Genomic DNA, 16,673 nt, shown 5'->3' on the forward strand with positions numbered 1-16,673 from the left:
GTCATGATTCCAGTATTTCCGGACAGCAAGGTCGCACTAAAGGGGAAGAAGGGCCTCGTCGTCGGCATCGCCAACGACCAGTCGATCGCCTGGGGCTGCGCCAGGGCGTTTCGCGCGCTCGGCGCCGATCTCGCCGTCACCTATCTGAACGACCGCGCCAAGAAGCACGTCGAGCCGTTGGCGCAGGCCCTGGAAGCGCCGATCTTCCTGCCGCTCGACGTCATGGTCGAAGGCCAGACTGAAGCGGTGTTCGAGCGGATCAAGTCGGAGTGGGGGCAGCTCGATTTCCTGCTTCATTCCATCGCCTTTTCGCCGAAGGAAGCATTGCACGGCCGCGTCGTCGACGTCGGCCGCGACGGCTTTCTGAAGACCATGGACGTCTCCTGCTGGTCGTTCCTGCGGATGGCGCATCTTGCCGAACCCCTGATGAAGAACGGCGGCACGATGTTCACCATGACTTATTACGGCAGCCAGATGGTGGTGGAGAACTACAACATCATGGGCGTCGCCAAGGCGGCGCTCGAAGCCGCGGTCCGCTATGCCGCTGCCGAGCTCGGTCCGAAGGGCATCCGCGTGCACGCGATCTCGCCAGGGCCGCTCGCGACCCGCGCGGCCTCGGGCATTCCGGAGTTCGACGAGCTGATGGACAAGGCACAATCCAAGGCGCCCTCGCGCAGCCTCGTCAGCATCGACGATGTCGGCAATGCCACCGCGTTCCTGGCGCTCGACGGCGCCAAGCTGATCACCGGTGGCGTGCTCTACATCGACGGCGGCTATCACATCATCGATTGACCGGCGCAAGCGCGCGTGGTCATGCCGGCGGTGCGCCGATGCCGATGCTCTCGAGTAATTCGCGCCAGAGCTTGCGGACTCCGGCGTGACGCTGCGCGAGCGCCGCACTGACCGCGTCGCGATGCGGCGCAAGGTCTGTGCTCTTCAGAAACAGAATCTGCGCCTGCAACAGCCGGCCGCTCTCGAATTCGATCCGGTGCAGCGCCATAACAAAAGGATCCTGCGCATTGACCTCGAGCGGTAGGAGCGCAGCCGGCCGTATGCCGGCATGCACGGCGTGGGCAAGCGCTGCGAGGTGAATCATTTGGGCAAGGCGAGGGTCTGCGATCCCTTCGACCGGTGCAGGCAGCCAGGCGGACTCCCAGGAGGCAAGCATGTAACCCAGGGAAGGATCCAACACCCAGGACGTGGCGCGCAGCAGCAGCGAGACGATCTCGGTCTCGCGATAAAATTGAGCATTCAATTCGGTCTGCCATGCCGCGTCGAGCCTCGCGGGCAGCATGAAAGCGAATTGCCGAGCCAGGGCGCCGTGCGCCGAAATCAGGAATGCTGCGACCTTCGTCTGCTGGTACGGTGGAATGCGACCGTCCGGCGCGACGGGACCGAGGAAGCCGGTCATGGCAGCGCTCGCTTGACCGGGATGGCACGCAGATGATCGTAGCCGGCAGGAAACGGCGTGAGCTCGCCGCCGGGCTGGTCCGGCGCCACCCAGACCGCTTGATTGCCCTGCCAGCGGCCGGCCAGCACGTCTTCGGCAAAGCGCGCCAGCAGATCGGCGGTCAGTGTCCCTTTCTCCAGCGTGAAGGCGTGATAGGCCCTGGGGATGATCACCAATGAGCTATTCTGAATCTCAGCGCGCAATGTTTCGTGGAGACCCCGCGGCGTGAGAAAGTCGAACTCGCCGTTGAGAATCATGGTTGGAACGGCGATCTTGGACAGGTGCGGCGTGAGCGGCCGGAAGTCGAGAAAGGATTCCATCAGGTTCTGCAGCGCGTAGACGTCGTTGACCAGCCAACCTTGCCGCTTCACGCTATCGAGCTTGTCCAGCAGTGGCTTCAGCCATTGGTCGGAAAGGTTCATGGGTAACAGCAGGTCCTGGAGGTAACTTGTGCCGCCGAGGATCAGCCCGGTCCGCAGCGCATTGCCAAGCAGCAAGAGTTGCGGCGACAGGTCCGCAAAGCAGCTCATCGGCACGAGCCCGGCCAATCGCTTGCCGTGCTCGATCGCATATCGCAGCGCGATCAGGCCGCCAAAGCTGATCCCGCTCAGAAAGACTGGACCGTCCCCGAGTTCGTCGATCAGGAGGCGCAAAGCAGCGACCTGGTCGTCCTGGCTGATGAAGAGTCTCGGCTTGTCGGAGGCGCCCTGGCCGAGCAGATCGAAGGTCGCAACGCGAAAGCCTCGCGCCGATAGGGCCTCGCGATAGGCGCTCCACAGCTCGGAATATTGCGTCAGCCCGTTCACGAGAACATAGGCCGGTGCGCCCGCCGGACCGTCGAGCTCATAGCGGATCCGATATGAGCCGTGGCTTAGGAAAGGCATCGCGAGGGTACTGCCGGTGTTTTGATGCCCGCGATCCTCGATTCCTCCGAGCGGATTCCATTGAGCTAGATCAAACCTTCCGCGGCCGCCCTGCCTAGCGTTTCAGGAAAATCTTCCAGGGAGGATCGCATCATGGCCGGACGAGATGCGTTGAAGCGTTGCCTGTTGAGCCTGATCGTGCTGCTGCTCGGAACGGCGATCGCAACCGCACAGCCGTTCACGCGCCGCTCGTCGCAAGTGCAGCATGATGGGCTGAAGAAGACCTACGAGATCGCCAACTTCCGCCTGGGCGGCAAGTACGACCTGTCCGATCCCTCCAAATGGGAGAACGGCGGCGAGGGCGGCGTCACGCTGGAATCGCTCGGGGCCGGCAAGCTGCGCACGGCATACATTGCTGTCGGCAACGCAAGGCGCAATGCGGCCGGCGAGATCACCAATGCCATCGTGATCAACTCCTATTATTCCGGCGATTCCACCGACATGTACGAACAGTGGGTGAAGGGTGCGGCGTTGTCGGGTGGCGTACCCATCATTGGTCCGGGCCGGCCGATCGACACGGATCGTTACTATGTCATCATGGTCGATCCGCTCGGCACTTGGGGCGCGAGCAAGCCGTCCGACGGCCTGGGCATCAAGTTTCCGCAATACAGCTACTACGACATGGTGCAGGCGAACTATCGCCTGCTGCGTGACGAGCTGAAGGTCGCGCGCGTCGCACTGGTGACCGGCGTCTCCATGGGGGGCACGCAGACCTACGTCTGGGGCGTGATGCATCCGGAATATGTCAGCGCCCTGATGCCGATTGGCGGCACCACGCAATCGGATGGCGACGACCCTGTCGGCAACTGGACCTTCCAGATGATGACGGCCGCGATCCAGGGCGATCCGGTCTGGCAGGCGACCGAGGGCGATTATTACAAGCTCCCGAAGGAAAAGCATCCGGTGCCGGGCGTGGCCTTCGGCTGGTCGATCCTCGGCATGACGGGTTATGACTTTTCCTTCCGCACGACCCAGAACTGGGCGGCGGTACAGCCCGAGATTTTCTATTGGGATCCGCCGAACGAGAAGGCCGGCCTCAACGTCACCAATCGCGCCAAGCTCTACGACGCCGTCGACCTCGTCTGGCGCAATCGGGTCGGCGAGACCCATAACGTCAATCCCTATCTCGGTCGCATTCAGGCTCGCACGCTGGTGATGCACATCACCAACGATCTCTGGCTCAACTTCAAGCTGGCGCAGAAGGCCGTTGATCGCGTGCCCGGCGCTGATCTCATCGCACAGGAGAGCCCGGTCGCGCATTACGGCGTGTTCCCGATCATCAATCAGCGCAAGAACGATCCGAAGTTCGTCACCTTCATGGATGATGTGGCGGCCCTCGATCGCGCCCAGAAATTTGTCGACAAGAACTATCGCGTGCCCGACGTCGCCCAGACGATCGATCCCAAGAAGTCGTTCTGGAAGGCCCACGTGACCTATCCCTATCCGGTCAAATTCGGCAGCGCCAAGGACAAGAGCGGCAACTCCTGGGAAATCGGCTACATGGACGAGTATGCCGGCACCGACAAGGATCCGAAGGTGCTCGTCATCATCCACGGCAAGGGCGCGTTCGGCGGCCATTACGGCAACATCATGCAGTATGCGCTGCGCAGCGGCCTGCGCGTGATCGTGCCGGACCTACCGCATTACGGCATGTCGGGACCCGGGAATCTCGACAAGAACCCCGCTCGCACCATGCAGGACATGCGCGAGGTGATCTACGACCTCGTGGTCAACCAGCTCGGAGTCAAGAAGGCGTATTATCTCGGCCACTCGCTCGGCGGCCAGTTCGTCGTGGGCTACGCCCTGACCTGGCCTGATGCGGTGCAGGGCCTCGCCTTGGAGGCGCCGTCCGGCCTCGAGGAATATCCGCGCGAGATCACTATTGCCAAGGACAAGAAGGCGCCTCTCTTCGCCGACGGCCTCGGCCGAGACTTCGACAAGTGGAAGCAGGTCTGGGACCAGACCGGTATTCTCGTTGCGGAAAAGGCGCGGAGCGAGCAGAACGTCCGCGACTTCTTCTACTTCAAGAAACGTGATCCGGACACCGGCGTGGTATCGGCTGCGAAGAGCGGATACTTCTTCAACGACAGCGAATATGCCCGTTTCCATACCGAGCAGCGCGCCGGGCTTACCAAGGGCAACCCGAAGGAGCTCGATCAGTGGTGCAACGTCTTCATCTTCGACATCTACACGATCGGTGCTGAGCTCCAGCAGGATGACCCGAAGAACCTCTATGAGCGGGTCACCCAGATCAAAGCGCCGATCTTCCTGGCGTTCGGCGACAAGGAGCCGTTCATTCCGACGCCTGCGTTCAACGGCCTGACGGACCTCGGCCGCGACGTCATCACGCCGTTCATGACGCGCATGACCAATGCCGGCAACCGGCCGATGCTCAAGATCTATCCGGAGACCGGACACTTCATCCACACCGACAATCCAGTGGAATACGCTGCCGATGTCGTGGATTTCGTGACCAACGGGGAGGTGGACACATCATCGCCGCTCGGAACCGATCGCATGATCAAGGGCGCCGTCGTCTCTGCCTTGCCAGTGGCGCCGACACCGCCCGGAGCGGCGCCGACGGCTGGCCTCAACAAGTAGGGCCCGGCGATGCCAAGGGTGCAGGCGGGCGAACTCCGACTCGGCTGGCGGGAGTGGGGAGGAGGCGACGTCACCGTCGTCTTCATCCACGGAAACCTCGCCAGCAAGGACTGGATCGAGCTCGCCGCGCCATTGTTTCCGATCGGGCTCCGTGTGGTTGCAATCGATTGGCGCGGCTGCGGCGACAGCGACCGGCCGAAGCCGTCGGCCGACTATTCCAACTACTCCATGCGGCAGCACGCCGAGGACATGCTGGCGGCGCTCGATACGCTCGAGATCGGCTATTGCCATCTCGCGACACATTCCACTGGCGGCATCATCGCCGCCAGAATGCTGCTCGAGCAGCCGCAGCGCTTCGGCCGTGTGTTCGCGCTCGATCCGGTAACGCCGCTCGGCATGGCCTTCGATGCCGATCAGATCGGATTATTCAGGGCCATGATGTCGAGCAAGGAGCTGACGCGGTCCGTGATGGCTACGGCCGCTTCTTCGCTGTTCGTCCCGGAGAGCATGGGGCCGAACATGGTCCCGCGCTTTCGCGAGGGGCTGGGAGAGATCCAGACGCTGTTCGACCGGATCGTCGAGCAGACCTTCGGCGTATCGGAGGGGATCTGGATCGGCACGCCGGTGAACCTGACGCGGGAGAGGGAGAGCCGTGAGCTGGAGCGCCGCATGTCCGGGATCTGGCATCCGCACCTCGTGTTGTGGGGCGAGCGGGACGGTTGGATCGCGCCGGCCGATCTCCGGGCCATGGTCGTAGCGATGCCGGATTGCCGGCTGGTCATCGTGCCAGGCGTAGGGCATTCGATGAACCTCGAATCGCCGGCACTTTATGCTGGCTATTTCGGCGCCTGGTTCGGAGGACGTGCCGCGTCACCATCCATGGCGCCAAGCTGATCCCCGGCGGGGCCTCGACGTCGACGGCGGCCACCACATCGTCGAATTGACGCGCTGAGCAGTCCGGGACCCATGATCGATGGTGACATATTGCCAGTGTTTTGCCCGACGGGGCAACCGGTTCCGGGCGAACAGGAAACATCAATCAGATCAGCCCCATGGCTACTGTGCATGGGGTTGTTCTTCGACTCTTTGATTCAGCGATAGTGAAGCGCGATCAATTCGGCCACGCAGGCCGGCTTCTTGCCTCCCTCGATCTCGATCACGAGGTGGTAGTTGACGCGCAGCCCGTCCGGCGGCACGTCCTCCGCTTCCGCGATCGTGACCCGGCCGCGCAGCTTCGAGCCCGCCGGTACCGGCGCAAGATATCGGATCCGGTCCGCACCGTAATTGAGCGTGTTGCGCAGCCCCTTCAGGCCGATGACCGAGCGGATGAACAGCGGGGCAAGGGCAAGCGAGAGCAGGCCATGGGCGATAGTCTTGCCGCCCGGCATCTCCTGCTTGGCGCGCTCCTGGTCGACATGGATCCACTGCTCGTCGCAGGTCGCCTCGGCGAACTGGTTGATGCGGTCCTGCGTGATCTCGATCCAGTTGCTGGCGCCGATCTCGGTGCCGATTGCGGATTTGATCTCGTTGAAGTCGCTGAATATTCGCATGGGTTGACCTGTTCAGAGCTTCATTTCCGGAACATTGTCGGGAATGGCGAGCTCGGCCTCCGTCAGGGCCATGACCTCGCCGACGCTCATGCCGGGTGCTGTTTCCAGCAACGTCGCCTTGCCGTCGGGAAAACCGATCACGGCCATGTCGGTCACGACAAGGTTGACAGGGCGTGCCGAGGTCAGCGGCAGCGAGCATTTCACCACGATCTTCGACTTGCCCTTGGCCGCGTGCTGCATGGCGACGATCACACGCTTGGCGCCCGTGACGAGGTCCATTGCGCCGCCCATGCCCGGGACCATCTTGCCCGGGATCATCCAGTTCGCGAGATGGCCATGCGCATCGACCTGGAGACCACCGAGCACGGTGACATCGACGTGGCCGCCGCGGATCAGGCCGAATGACATCGCGCTGTCGAAGGTGGAGGCGCCCGGCAGCGCGCTGATCGGGCGCCCGCCGGCATCGGTGAGCGTCGGATGCGCCATCCCCTGCTCGGGAATCGGCCCGGTGCCGATCAACCCGTTCTCGGACTGGAAGAACACCTTCAGGTCCGACGGCACGTAATTGGCGACCAGGGTCGGAATGCCGATGCCGAGATTGACGAGGTTGCCGCTCCTCAGCTCCTTGGCGACACGCCGGGCGATGATGATCTGGGGATCCATGATGTCACCCGTTGGTGATGAGATAGTCGACGAGCGGCGCGGGGGTGACGACGTGGTCGGGCGCGATCACGCCGACGGGGACGATATGCTCCGCCGTCACGATGACGGTGTCGGCCGCCATCGCCATGACCGGGTTGAAATTGCGCGAGGTGAGGGCGTAGGCGAGGTTGCCGAGGTAGTCGGCGAGGAAGGCGTGCACCAATGCGAATTGCGCCCGCAGCGCCGTCTCCAGCAGGAACGGCTTGCCATCGACTTCGATCTGGCGCTTGCCTTCGGCCACCAGCGTTCCGACCCCGGTCGGCGTCAGCACCCCGCCGAGACCGCATCCGCCGGCGCGGATGCGTTCGACGAAGGTGCCTTGCGGCACGAGATCGACCGCGATCTGGTTCGCCAGCATCTGCTGCTGCGCCTTCGGATTGAGGCCGATATGCGTCGCCGTCAGCTTCGACACCAGCGCTTGATCGAAGAGCTTGCCGACGCCCTTGCCGGGCGTGGCCGCGTCATTCGAGATCAAGGTCAGACCCGTCTTCCTCTGACGCACGACTTCGTCGAGCAGCCGCTCCGGCGTTCCAACTCCCATGAATCCGCCAACCATGACGCTCGCGCCTGCCGGGATCATTGCGACGGCTTCTTCGACGGAAACAGCCTTCATGATCGAAACTCCCGGTCGGCCGACGATGGGCTGAAGGGCGGTGATGTGCGGATGTTGGCGGGCGGGCGACGGGCTCCCTTGATATGGGTCAAAGGCCTCTGGATCATTGCGCGCCGTCAGCGAGAAACCGACGTTTCCGTAATGAAACGCGACCCAGCCCAGGGGGGGCAAAATCGTGCCCAAAACTCAATGGTTTGTGCTCGCATCCTCATGCGGCGCGCTATCTGCTTTCCCTGATTTTTGAACATTGCATCGGTAGTCCGGCGCGGAATCGCTCACAGAGAGATGAGTGTGTCGGCGTCGTCCCGCCATTGGGACGGCGCCAAATCGACTCAATTCACGTCGAGCGTGCATCCGCCAGACATTTGCGGAGCTGATTCCCCATGCCAGACATCAAGGTCGACCGTTCGGATATGGCCCCCTCGATTCTGCCGGCCGGCATCCCCGAGCTCAGCGACGATGAATGCCTCGCTTGTCTCGCGCGCGCAGTCGAGGCGCCGGATTCGGCGCGGCTGGACGAGGTCGCCGGCCTCATTGGCCGCCTGGCAGTCGCCATCGAATAGGGCCGGCCCGGCCCTCCATCAGGGGTGCGGAGCGCGAAGCGCGCATCGCCAACCGCTATGTTGCGTTTTGACCGAGCATGCTCCAAAAGATGCCGCGATTTTTCTCCGCGGCATCGTCCGCATTGCAGGGTCCGCAAATGTCCGGTTTTTCGACCGCGCGCCAAAAAATGGTCGATGGCCAGGTGCGCACCAATGACGTCACCGACCGTCGTGTTCTCGATGCCATGCTCACGGTGCCCCGCGAGGCCTTCGTGCCGGCCGGCCGGCAGGGGCTAGCTTACCTCGATCTCGACCTCGACGTCAGCGAAGGCGCCGCCAAGCGGTTCCTGATCAAGCCGGCGCTGACGGGCAAGTTGCTCCAGGCCGCCGAGATCGGCGCGGATGACAACGTGCTGGTCGTCGGCTGCGCCACCGGCTATCTCGCCGCACTGGCTGCCAAGCTCGCGCGGCAGGTCACGGCGACCGAGTGCGATTCGGCGTTGGCCGCCAAGGCCAGCGACGCTTTCACCGCCCAGGGTCTCGCCAATGTCGCCTGCAAGGCGGCGGCCTGCACCGAGGGGGATCCTGCTACCGCCCCCTATGATGTGATTCTCCTCAACGGCGCGGCCGAGGTGATGCCGGAAGCTCTGCTCGGGCAGCTGAAGGAGGGTGGGCGCCTGGTGGGGGTGTCGGCCGAATCGAGGCCGCCGCGCGCGATGATCGTGACCCGTACCCACGGCGAATTCGGTCATCGGACCCTGTTCGACGCCGCCGCCCCGGTGCTTCCCGGCCTGGAACGGGCGGCTGCCTTTGTCTTCTGACGGCCCCAAAGCCGCCCCAAATCCCGTTCTGAATCAGAAGTGTGGCCGGGATGCTGCACGTGAAGAGTTTCCACTGAGAACCACCCTCGGGTAGTTCCGTCGCGCTTGACCGCGTCCTATGTTGCGGCGGGGCAACGACTCCATTGGTACGGTACCCCGGCTCGCGGGCACGAGCCGGGCGCTAGAACGAACGGAATTTCACGGATGCATGGGGTGAAGCTCTTCACCGGAGCTGCGGTTTCGGTCCTGCTGCTGGCGCTTGCCGGGACGACGCCTGCCTTGGCGGATACGATCGAGGGCGCGCTGGTGCGCGCCTATCAGAACAATCCGCAGCTCAACGCGCAGCGTGCCCAGGTGCGCTCGACCGACGAGAACGTGCCGCAGGCCTTGTCTGGCTATCGTCCGCGGGTCTCGCTGACCGCAAGCGGCGGTTATCAGTACTCGGACTTCAAGAGTGCCTCTACTAGCGAGCCCGTTAACGGCACGGGCATTCCTCGAAGCGTGGGATTGACTGCTTCCCAGACGCTGTACAACGGCAACCAGACCGCCAACCGGACTCGCGCCGCGGAGAGTCAGGTGTCCGGTGCTCGGGAAGCGCTGCGCAGCCTCGATCAAAGCGTGCTGCTTCAGGCGGCCACGACCTACATGGATTATCTCCGCGACGCGGCGACGCTTGAAGTCCAACGCAGCAACGTGCGCGTGCTCGAGCAGACGCTCAAGCAGACCCGTGACCGTTTCAATGTCGGCGAAGTGACCCGCACCGACGTCGCTCAATCGGAAGCGCAACTGGCGGCCGGAAGGACCCAGGCGCTCACCGCTGAAGCGAATCTGACGACGACCCGCGCAAACTTCCGTCGCATCATCGGCAACGAGCCGACGAATCTTGCGCCTGGCTCACCTGTCGATCGGTTCCTGCCTTCGACACTCGCTTCGGCCATCGAGCTAGGCCTGGTCCAGCACCCCAACGTGACGGCCGCGATGTTCGGCATCGACGTCAACTTTCTGCAAGTGAAGGTCGCCGAGGGCGCTCTGCTCCCGTCAGTCACGTTGCAGGCCACAGCCACGCAGGCATACGAGCAGTCGCTGATACAGTACAGGGCCTTCAACGCGTCCGCGATCGCACAGATCTCGGTGCCGATCTATCAGGGCGGTGGCGAATACGCGCTGATCCGCCAGTCCAAGGAGAACCTGGCGCAGCAGCGCCTCAACCTCGAAACGACTCGCGACCAGACCCGTGCGACCGTTGTGCAATGGTGGGGCTCGCTGCAGGCCACCAAGGCGCAGGTGCAGTCGGCTCAGGCGCAGGTGACGGCATCCGAGATCGCCCTCAACGGCGTACGCGAGGAGGCCAAGGCCGGCCAGCGCACCACGCTGGACGTGCTCAATGCGCAGCAGGCGCTGGTGAACGCGCGCGTCGCGCTGGTGACCGCGCAGCACGATCGTGTAGTTGCATCTTATAACGTCCTCGCGGCGGTCGGGCGTCTGTCGCCGCAAGTCCTCGGCCTTGCGACTACGACCTACGACCCCAGCGTTCACTATCATCAGGTGCGGGACAGCTGGGCGGGTGTGCGCACGCCTGACGGCCGCTGATTCCCGTAATCATCCGGTCGATCTCGGCAATAGCCGAGGTCGACCGGTGCTTTGCTTGCAATCATCAAAATCCCTGACATAGCCTTGCCAAGATGATGCGGGTCGATTCGCCCCGCATTGATGTCACGTGCGTAACGCTTCGGCGCCGGGGCAGGGGCGCACCGCTGCGCGTCGAGCCGTGATCTGGGGACAAGTCGGGCTGCGGCGACGAAAATGGCGGACCCATCGTTGCGGAACCGGCCAATCCTGCCGTGCTTGGTGTAAAACAACGCATGCGAGGGCGTTGATGATGTGGAGTCGGAGATGACGCAGCCTGCAAAGGTCACAGAACCCTCGATGGAGGAGATTCTGGCCTCGATCCGGCGCATCATTGCCGACGACGAGGCAAAGCCTCCGCCGGCCGAGGCCGCCAAGCCCGAGAAGGCTGCTGCGCCCGCTGCGCCGCCGAAGCCGCAGGCGATGAACGACATTCCGCCATCCAAGGTCGCTCCGCCCAAACCCGCCGCCGAGAAGCCGGCACCGCCGCCGGCTGCAAAGCCGGCGCCGGCACCTGCGCCGGCGCCCGCGGCGGACGCATCCAACAGCCAGGACGATATCGACGCGTTGCTTGCGGGTCTTGATGCGGCCACACCTACGCCTGAAGTCCGCGCGCCCGAGCCAGAGCCCGAGCCCGAGCCCGACGTGCTCGAACTGACCGACGACATGGCGATGGACCCGACGCCGCCTCCGCCGCCGCCGAGCTTCCGCAAGGTTGAACCCCGCGACGATCTCGAATTCGCTGAGCCGCCGCGGCCCGCCCCGCCGCCGTCCTACGCGCCGGTGGATTTCGACGCGCCGCCGCTGCCCCCGCAGCAGCCGATCCTCGCGCAATCGACGGTCTCCGCGGTCGAATCCGCCTTCAACTCCCTGGCCCATACTGTGCTCAGCAGCAACGCCCGGACGCTGGAGGACTTGGTCAAGGAGATGCTGCGGCCGATGCTGAAGTCCTGGCTCGACGACAATCTGCCCGGCCTCGTTGAACGCATCGTGAAGGCCGAAATCGAGCGGGTCTCGCGCGGCGGCCGCTGAGGACGGCCGAAAGGCCCTCATAAAGCCTGGCTTCGGGTGTCATATTCGAGCCCGGACCGGGTCGGAAAGCGCTGTCGCCGCCGCGCTTTCCCTGAGCTTTTCGTTGACTTTTCGTTGACTTGGCCCCCTCGCGCGGCTTTCTAGCAGCCCCATGATCGAGAAAAATTACCAACCCGCCGATATCGAAACCCGCATGTCCGTGGTGTGGGAGGACAGCCTTGCGTTCAAGGCTGGCCGGCCCGACCGCCGTGATGCCGTGCCCTTCACCATCGTGATCCCGCCGCCGAACGTGACGGGCTCGCTGCACATGGGCCACGCCCTCAACAACACGCTGCAGGACATCCTTTGCCGGTTCGAGCGCATGCGCGGCCGCGACGTGCTGTGGCAGCCCGGCACCGATCATGCCGGCATCGCCACCCAGATGGTGGTCGAGCGGCAGCTGATGGAGCGCCAGCAGCCCGGTCGCCGCGAGATGGGCCGCGAGAAGTTTCTGGAGCGGGTCTGGCAGTGGAAGGCCGAGAGCGGCGACACCATCATCAACCAGCTCAAGCGCCTCGGTGCGTCCTGCGACTGGTCGCGTGAGCGCTTCACCATGGACGAGGGCCTGTCGAAGGCCGTCGTCAAGGTGTTCGTCGAGCTGCACCGCGAGGGACTGATCTACAAGGACAAGCGGCTGGTGAACTGGGACACCAAGCTGCTGACCGCGATCTCCGATCTCGAAGTGCAGCAGACGGAAGTGAAGGGCCACCTCTGGTATCTGCGCTATCCGATCGAGGGCAAGACGTTCAGCCCCGAGGATCCCTCGAGCTTCATCGTGGTCGCCACCACGCGCCCCGAGACCATGCTCGGCGATACCGGCGTGGCCGTCCATCCGGAGGACGATCGCTACCAGAAGCTGATCGGCAAGAATGTCGTCCTGCCGCTGGTCGGCCGCAAGATCAAAATCGTCGCCGACGAGTATTCCGATCCCGAGAAGGGATCGGGCGCTGTGAAGGTGACGCCGGCGCACGACTTCAACGATTTCGAGGTCGGCAATCGCCACGGGCTGCGCCGGATCAGCGTGCTCGACAGGGAAGGCTGTCTCGATCTCCTCGACAACGAGGATTATCTGCGCGACCTGCCCGAAGGCGCTGCGCAATTCGCCGAGGAATTCCACAAGGTCGACCGCTTCGCTGCGCGCAAGCGCATCGTCGAGCGGCTGGAATCGTTCGGCTTCGTCGAGCGGATCGAGCCGCACACCCACATGGTGCCGCACGGCGATCGCTCTGGCAGCGTGATCGAGCCCTACCTGACCGATCAGTGGTACGTCGACGCCAAGACGCTGGCGAGACCTGCGATCGCGGCGGTGCGTTCGGGCGAAACGACGTTCGTTCCGAAGAACTGGGAAAAGACCTATTACGAGTGGATGGAGAACATCCAGCCGTGGTGCATCTCACGTCAGCTCTGGTGGGGCCATCAGATCCCGGCCTGGTACGGCCCTGACGGCAAGGTGTTCGTCGCCGAGACCGAGGAGGAGGCCATCAGCCACGCGCTCGGCTATTACGTCGAGCAGGAGGTCATCACGCCCGAGCAGGGCCGCGAGATGGCGCTCGACCGCAACAAGCGCGAAGGATTCATCACGCGCGACGAGGACGTGCTCGACACCTGGTTCTCCTCGGCGCTGTGGCCGTTCTCGACGCTCGGCTGGCCCGACGAGACGCCCGAGGTGCAGCGCTACTACCCGACCAATGCGCTGGTGACCGGCTTCGACATCATCTTCTTCTGGGTCGCCCGCATGATGATGATGGGCCTGCACTTCATGAAGGAGGTGCCGTTCTCGACCATCTACATCCACGCCCTCGTCCGCGACGAGAAGGGCGCCAAGATGTCGAAGTCGAAGGGCAACGTCATCGATCCCCTCCACCTGATCGACGAATACGGCGCGGACGCGCTGCGCTTCACCCTGGCGGCGATGGCAGCGCAGGGCCGCGACATCAAGCTCGCCACCAGCCGTGTCGAAGGCTACCGCAATTTCGCGACCAAGCTCTGGAACGCATGCCGGTTCGCGGAGATGAACCACTGCGCCGTGCCTGATGGTTTCGAGCCTGCGAAGGCAAAGGAGACGCTGAACCGCTGGATTGCGCATGAGACCGCGCACACCACGCGCGAGGTGACCGAGGCGATCGAGGCCTATCGGTTCAACGATGCCGCCGGCAGCATCTATCGCTTCGTCTGGAACGTCTATTGCGACTGGTATGTCGAGCTCGCCAAGCCCGTGCTGCTCGGTCCGGACAGCCCTGCCAAGGACGAGACCCGTGCCATGGTCGCCTGGGCGCGCGACGAGATCCTGAAGCTGTTGCACCCCTTCATGCCCTTCATCACCGAAGAGCTGTGGGAGGTGACGGCAAAACGCGACGGCCTGCTCGCATTGGCGCCGTGGCCGCTGAAGCCGGTCGAGCCGACGCCGGAGCAGCTCGCGATGCTTGCGGCGACCACGGGACCGACCGATGCGCTGGTCTCGCCGGCCTGGGTGCTGCCGATCTTCGATCATGCCGACTTCACCGATCCGGCTGCCGAGGCCGAGATCGGCTGGGTCATCGACCTCGTCACGCAGATCCGCTCGGTGCGCGCCGAGATGAACATCGCGCCGGCAACGCTGACGGCGCTGGTGCTCGCAGGCGCTTCGGCCGAAACCAAGGAGCGCGCGCCGCGCTGGGCCGATGTCATCAAGCGTATGGCGCGGCTGTCGGACATCTCCTTCGCCGACCGAGCGCCTGACGGCGCTGTCCAGTTGCTTGTGCGCGGCGAGGTCGCCGCGCTGCCGCTCAAGGGCGTGATCGACGTCGCCGCCGAGCGCACGCGTCTCGACAAGGAGATCGGCAAGGCCGAGGCCGACATCAAGCGCGCCGAGTCGAAGCTGGCGAACGAGAAGTTCGTCGCCAACGCGGCCGAGGAAGTCGTCGAGGAGGAGCGCGAAAAGCGCGAGGCGGCGCTGGCGCGCAAGGCGAAGCTGCTCGAGGCGATGGAGCGGCTGAAGCAGGCGTCTTAGGGCATGATCCGGAAAAGTGTGCAGCAGTTTTCCGGAAAGATCATGCTCAAACAATAACCTAAAGCGCGATGATGATTCATCGCGCTTTAGGCCTATTTCGGAAACGGCTTGCTCAAAAACTTCGAGCCCCTGACGCCGTAGCGCCAAGGCAGCTCGACCGCCTTGGTGATGCCGATGCGGATGCCGGTTGCGACCTCGACATCCTCGGTTCGCGCATGCAGCGCGATGGGAGGCCGATCCAGCGGCAGGGCGTTGTGCGCGATGGTGATGCCGAGCGCCTCGGTCAGCTTGCCCGGGCCCGAGCACAGCGCATGCACGTCCTGCAGATGCCGGCGTCGGCGCATCGCAGCCAGGCCATGCGTCGGCTCCAGAGCACGGATCAGCACGGCGCTGGCCGAGCCTTCCTCCTCGCAGACGAAGTTCACGCACCAGTGGATGCCGTAGGAGCGGTAGACATAGGCAAAGCCAGGCGGGCCAAACATGACCTGGTTCCGCGGCGTCTGGCCATTGTAGGAGTGCGCCGCCGGGTCGGTATGGTGATAGGCCTCGACCTCGACGATGATCCCGCCGACGCCGTCGACGAGCATGGTGGCGCCGATCAGGTCGGGCGCGACCTCATGGACGCTGCGGCCGAAAAAGGTCCGCTTCAGCTGCTTGCCGAGCCGTGGTGTGGAAGGTTTCGAGATTGGAGCCATTCGAGGAGAGAATCATCTGAGATCAGAGCAGGATATTGCCCATATCTGCCATGTTCCCTGAAGCGGGGCGAGCCGGGTTGCGATGCCAGGCCAGACCGACTAGGTAGGACCTGAACAGACCGGACACCCCATGGTCGTTATTGTCGATACCATCTCGAACCCGCTGCGCCCGCGCCACCCCGAAAAGGTGAACCGGCCCGATTCCGCCTCGCCGCCGAAGCCGGACTGGATCCGCGTGCGCGCGCCGAACACCCGCGGCTATGCCGACACCCGCAACATCGTGCGCGCCAACGGCCTGCACACGGTGTGCGAGGAGGCGGGCTGCCCGAACATCGGCGAGTGCTGGGACAAGAAGCACGCGACCTTCATGATCATGGGTGACACCTGCACCCGGGCCTGCGCCTTCTGCAACGTCAAGACCGGCCTGCCGAATGCACTGGATGCGGCCGAGCCGCAGAACGTCGCCGAGGCCGTGGCGAAGCTGGGCCTCGCCCACGTCGTCATCACCTCGGTCGATCGCGACGACCTCACTGACGGCGGCGCCGAGCATTTCGCAGAGACCATCCGCGCCATCAGGGCCGCGTGCCCCTCGACCACGATCGAGATCCTGACGCCCGACTTCCTGCGCAAGGAGGGGGCGCTGGAAATCGTCGTCGCGGCCAAGCCCGACGTGTTCAACCACAATCTGGAGACGGTGCCGTCGCGCTATCTCACGGTGCGGCCCGGCGCGCGCTACTTCCATTCGATCCGGCTGCTGCAGCGGGTTAAGGAACTCGACCCCACCATCTTCACCAAGTCCGGCATCATGGTCGGCCTCGGCGAGGAGCGCCACGAGGTGCTCCAGGTGATGGACGATCTGCGCTCGGCCGACGTCGACTTCCTGACCATCGGGCAATACCTGCAGCCGACCCGCAAGCATCACGCGGTGATGCGCTACGTGCCGCCGGACGAGTTCGGTTCCTACGAGAAGGTCGCCTACACCAAGGGCTTTCTGATGGTGTCGGCGAGCCCGCTCACCCGTTCCTCGCATCATGCCGGCGAGGACTTTGCGAGACTGCAGGCCGCGCGGGCCGCGATTGCCCGTTGAACC

At 64.1% G+C, this 16,673-nt stretch carries 15 protein-coding genes; 9 read left to right on the plus strand and 6 right to left on the minus strand.

The annotated features are described in order from the left end of the window. The first annotated feature begins 3 nt into the window (after positions 1 to 3). Positions 4 to 792, plus strand: a complete 789-nt coding sequence (gene fabI, locus ACM43_RS19570) for an enoyl-ACP reductase FabI (RefSeq protein ID WP_025035483.1) — start codon at positions 4 to 6, stop codon at positions 790 to 792. A 19-nt stretch (positions 793 to 811) separates the two neighbouring features. Here the strand turns inward: fabI and ACM43_RS19575 are convergent, their stop codons facing one another. Both ACM43_RS19575 and ACM43_RS19580 read right to left on the minus strand, forming a co-directional pair. Further along, the gene (locus ACM43_RS19575) at positions 812 to 1,411 is read right to left on the minus strand and encodes a hypothetical protein (RefSeq protein WP_157284357.1); all 600 of its coding nucleotides are present in this window, start codon (positions 1,409 to 1,411) and stop codon (positions 812 to 814) included. After that, positions 1,408 to 2,334 carry an alpha/beta fold hydrolase gene (locus ACM43_RS19580; protein ID WP_271542180.1) on the minus strand — a complete coding sequence of 309 codons (927 nt, stop codon included), beginning with the start codon at positions 2,332 to 2,334 and terminating at the stop codon, positions 1,408 to 1,410. The genes ACM43_RS19575 and ACM43_RS19580 overlap by 4 nt, the downstream gene beginning before the upstream one ends. Positions 2,335 to 2,466: 132 nt before the next feature. On the opposite strand from ACM43_RS19580, the gene ACM43_RS19585 reads away from it, so the two are divergent. Together ACM43_RS19585 and ACM43_RS19590 are read left to right on the plus strand one after the other, a co-directional pair. Next, complete coding sequence (locus ACM43_RS19585) at positions 2,467 to 4,974, plus strand: alpha/beta hydrolase (protein WP_271542181.1); 2,508 nt, start codon at positions 2,467 to 2,469, stop codon at positions 4,972 to 4,974. Positions 4,975 to 4,983: 9 nt separating this feature from the next. Continuing rightward, positions 4,984 to 5,868 (plus strand): alpha/beta fold hydrolase, encoded by an 885-nt coding sequence (locus tag ACM43_RS19590; RefSeq protein WP_271542182.1) that lies wholly within the window; start codon positions 4,984 to 4,986, stop codon positions 5,866 to 5,868. 197 nt (positions 5,869 to 6,065) lie between these two features. Here the strand turns inward: ACM43_RS19590 and ACM43_RS19595 are convergent, their stop codons facing one another. From ACM43_RS19595 to ACM43_RS19605, 3 genes are read right to left on the minus strand one after another with little or no spacing between them, the layout of a single operon-like run. Continuing rightward, on the minus strand, positions 6,066 to 6,524 hold the full coding sequence (locus tag ACM43_RS19595; RefSeq protein ID WP_271542183.1) for a MaoC family dehydratase: 459 nt from the start codon (positions 6,522 to 6,524) through the stop codon (positions 6,066 to 6,068). Between the two features lie 12 nt (positions 6,525 to 6,536). Further along, the gene (locus ACM43_RS19600; protein ID WP_036039471.1) at positions 6,537 to 7,187 is read right to left on the minus strand and encodes a 3-oxoacid CoA-transferase subunit B; all 651 of its coding nucleotides are present in this window, start codon (positions 7,185 to 7,187) and stop codon (positions 6,537 to 6,539) included. 4 nt (positions 7,188 to 7,191) lie between these two features. Continuing rightward, positions 7,192 to 7,839 carry a CoA transferase subunit A gene (locus ACM43_RS19605; protein ID WP_035999395.1) on the minus strand — a complete coding sequence of 216 codons (648 nt, stop codon included), beginning with the start codon at positions 7,837 to 7,839 and terminating at the stop codon, positions 7,192 to 7,194. Between the two features lie 383 nt (positions 7,840 to 8,222). Here ACM43_RS19605 and ACM43_RS19610 point away from each other — a divergent pair, with 383 nt between their 5' ends. From ACM43_RS19610 to ACM43_RS19630, 5 genes are all read left to right on the plus strand, one after another. Then, the gene (locus ACM43_RS19610) at positions 8,223 to 8,402 is read left to right on the plus strand and encodes a hypothetical protein (protein WP_128261698.1); all 180 of its coding nucleotides are present in this window, start codon (positions 8,223 to 8,225) and stop codon (positions 8,400 to 8,402) included. Between the two features lie 137 nt (positions 8,403 to 8,539). Further along, the gene (locus tag ACM43_RS19615) at positions 8,540 to 9,202 is read left to right on the plus strand and encodes a protein-L-isoaspartate O-methyltransferase family protein (protein ID WP_271542184.1); all 663 of its coding nucleotides are present in this window, start codon (positions 8,540 to 8,542) and stop codon (positions 9,200 to 9,202) included. A 204-nt stretch (positions 9,203 to 9,406) separates the two neighbouring features. Then, on the plus strand, positions 9,407 to 10,792 hold the full coding sequence (locus tag ACM43_RS19620) for a TolC family outer membrane protein (protein ID WP_157284370.1): 1,386 nt from the start codon (positions 9,407 to 9,409) through the stop codon (positions 10,790 to 10,792). A 303-nt stretch (positions 10,793 to 11,095) separates the two neighbouring features. Then, the gene (locus ACM43_RS19625) at positions 11,096 to 11,860 is read left to right on the plus strand and encodes a PopZ family protein (RefSeq protein ID WP_271542185.1); all 765 of its coding nucleotides are present in this window, start codon (positions 11,096 to 11,098) and stop codon (positions 11,858 to 11,860) included. 151 nt (positions 11,861 to 12,011) lie between these two features. After that, positions 12,012 to 14,888: a valine--tRNA ligase gene (locus ACM43_RS19630; protein ID WP_271542186.1), complete on the plus strand. Its 2,877-nt coding sequence runs from the start codon at positions 12,012 to 12,014 to the stop codon at positions 14,886 to 14,888. A gap of 92 nt (positions 14,889 to 14,980) precedes the next feature. Here the strand turns inward: ACM43_RS19630 and ACM43_RS19635 are convergent, their stop codons facing one another. Next, positions 14,981 to 15,583: a DNA-3-methyladenine glycosylase gene (locus tag ACM43_RS19635; protein WP_271542187.1), complete on the minus strand. Its 603-nt coding sequence runs from the start codon at positions 15,581 to 15,583 to the stop codon at positions 14,981 to 14,983. 130 nt (positions 15,584 to 15,713) lie between these two features. Between ACM43_RS19635 and lipA the strand changes: the two genes are divergently transcribed. After that, a complete protein-coding gene (lipA, locus tag ACM43_RS19640; protein ID WP_157284378.1) occupies positions 15,714 to 16,670 on the plus strand; it encodes a lipoyl synthase in 957 nt (318 codons plus the stop codon). Positions 16,671 to 16,673: the final 3 nt, after the last annotated feature.

Source organism: Bradyrhizobium sp. CCBAU 45321 (assembly GCF_028128975.1).
GTDB lineage: Bacteria > Pseudomonadota > Alphaproteobacteria > Rhizobiales > Xanthobacteraceae > Bradyrhizobium > Bradyrhizobium yuanmingense.